The 2,076-nt window shown below is 35.1% G+C and carries 3 protein-coding genes; 1 reads left to right on the forward strand and 2 read right to left on the reverse strand.

From position 1 onward, the window contains the following. Positions 1-118: T9SS type A sorting domain-containing protein (locus tag GSF09_RS13845; RefSeq protein ID WP_159801045.1), on the forward strand; the 118-nt coding region annotated here is incomplete at its 5' end. Positions 119-188: 70 nt separating this feature from the next. Here GSF09_RS13845 and GSF09_RS10265 read toward each other — a convergent pair. Continuing rightward, entirely contained in the window at positions 189-701 is a 513-nt protein-coding gene (locus GSF09_RS10265; protein WP_159801047.1) for a gamma carbonic anhydrase family protein, read from the reverse strand. Positions 702-771: 70 nt separating this feature from the next. After that, positions 772-1,764, reverse strand: a complete 993-nt coding sequence (locus GSF09_RS10270) for a type IX secretion system membrane protein PorP/SprF (protein WP_159801049.1) — start codon at positions 1,762-1,764, stop codon at positions 772-774. Positions 1,765-2,076: the final 312 nt, after the last annotated feature.

Here is a 2,076-nt window from a genome sequence, read left to right on the forward strand (position 1 = left end):
AACTCTTAATTCAGTATCTGATGCGGAAATCAATTTATCTGAACTTTCAGATGGAATGTATTTTATGAATATCAATTCAGATAAAGGAACTGGCTCTTACAAGATTATAAAAAAATAAACATCTATATTCAAATAAAAATCCCCGGTATTTAGTACCGGGGATTTTTTATTACAAATATTATTATATACTATTCCTTAAACCACGAAGAATACATTACATAATTATTTGATATCCTGCCTATTTCACCTGCAAAATCAGAAGCATTAATATCCTTAACCTTTTTAGCCGGTACGCCTGCATATATGGTTCCCGATTCAACAACAGTATTTTGGGTAACTACTGCACCGGCTGCAATAATAGAATTGCTTTCAATAACGCAATTATCCATTATAATTGCCCCCATACCAATTAAAACATTATCGTTTACTGTAGACCCATGCACAATAGCGTTATGCCCTATAGATACATTATTACCTATCACTGTAGGATGTTTTTGATAAGTGCAGTGTATTACAGCTCCATCCTGTATATTTACTTTATTCCCTATTTTAATATAATGCACGTCTCCCCTAACCACGGCATTAAACCAAATACTGCACTCTGCACCGAAGGTAACATCGCCAACTATAGTGGCATTTTCAGCCACAAAGCAATCATCAGGAATTAATGGCTCTTTGCCATTTACTTTTTTTATAACCATAATATTTAAAAAAATGTCCCGATATAATAAATATACCGGGACAGGAATTAATAATATCGATCTATATAATTTAATTAACTGCAGGACAATTACAATCGTATTTCTCCCTCTTGCAGAATAAGTTTATACCTAATGTTATCTGGTGGAAACCGCTGTTGTCAAATTTAACATCTCCTGTTAAATAAGAATAAGTATAGGCAAACATAAAGTTTTTATAATTTACACCAACTATAGGGGTAAAGTATTGAAGGTTTTGTTCAGATGTGCCGTTACCATCCACATACTGTGCACCATCAAGGCTTCTCCTGTATGATAAGCCACCCCAAAGCCTTCCAAAATCAAGCTCTTTATATACTTTAAGGTTTACGTCAATAGTTTTCTCTTTTGTCTCATCAACCGCCTGGAACATTATTGATGGTTCCCATTGTAATGAATCATCAAACCCAAATACATAACCAAGGCTTAACAGGTATTTCTTAAGGTTATCACTTTCAATATCTGTATAAATATCCCTTTTGCTGGCTATAAGGTTTTTAACTGTAAAGTGCGCATAAAAATCAAGATAGTGGTAAGAAGCACCCACATCAATATTAAAGTAAGAGTCCTTTTGTTTCATGCCGCCATCAACAATCGGGTCATATTCAGGGTCAAACTCTGTTTCATCAAGCCTGCTCTGTATAAGCCCGCCGCTCATACCGAATGAAAGCTGGTTTAAATCATAATCACTTCTTGAAAAGCGTATATGGTGTGCATAAGTTAATTTGGCACCCGTTTGCGAGTGATAGCCGTTTTTATCGTTAAAAGCTATTATACCTATACCAGATTGTGGGCCAACGCTTGTATTAAAGCTTAATGTTTGCAATTGTGGTGCATCATCCTGGCCAAACCATTGCTGGCGTGCAGTTAGCCTAATCTTTCCGCAGTTTGCGGCACCCGCCATAGAGGGGTGGATTAAGTAATAATTATCCGAAAGGTAATCAGAATAAACTGCAATACCCTCCTGTGCAAAGGAGAATTGTGCCAATAGTAGTCCAAAAACCAGATAAAACCTTTTAAAATTCATGTTGACCTTGTTCATTTAATGAAAAATGCGCTTATATTTTACGTATCACTAACTTATTAAAAGTAAGCCTGTTTAAAAAAGACCTAACTATAACGCGCCATCTTTCACCATATTATGCATATAACTTTTTAGATAGCGGTCAAATATATAAATTTTTGCGTTAGGTTGGTAATATATGCACAATAATTAATATTTAAAAAAAATGCTGTCAAAATTGACAGCATTTTTATTTAACAGTTAAAACTTTACTATCTCTTAAGAGCGAAGTGGGCCTTAAACTCCTTCTGTACGCTCTGGGTGACCGGGGTGGTA

The organism is Flavobacterium sp. MK4S-17, from assembly GCF_009848495.1.
In the GTDB taxonomy this organism is placed as follows: domain Bacteria; phylum Bacteroidota; class Bacteroidia; order Flavobacteriales; family Flavobacteriaceae; genus Flavobacterium.

Coding starts and splice junctions, on each gene's coding strand:
- GSF09_RS10265 (WP_159801047.1), bottom strand. CDS start 701: ATGGTTATAAAAAAAGTAAATGGCAAAGAGCCATTAATTCCTGATGAT.
- GSF09_RS10270 (WP_159801049.1), bottom strand. CDS start 1,764: ATGAATTTTAAAAGGTTTTATCTGGTTTTTGGACTACTATTGGCACAA.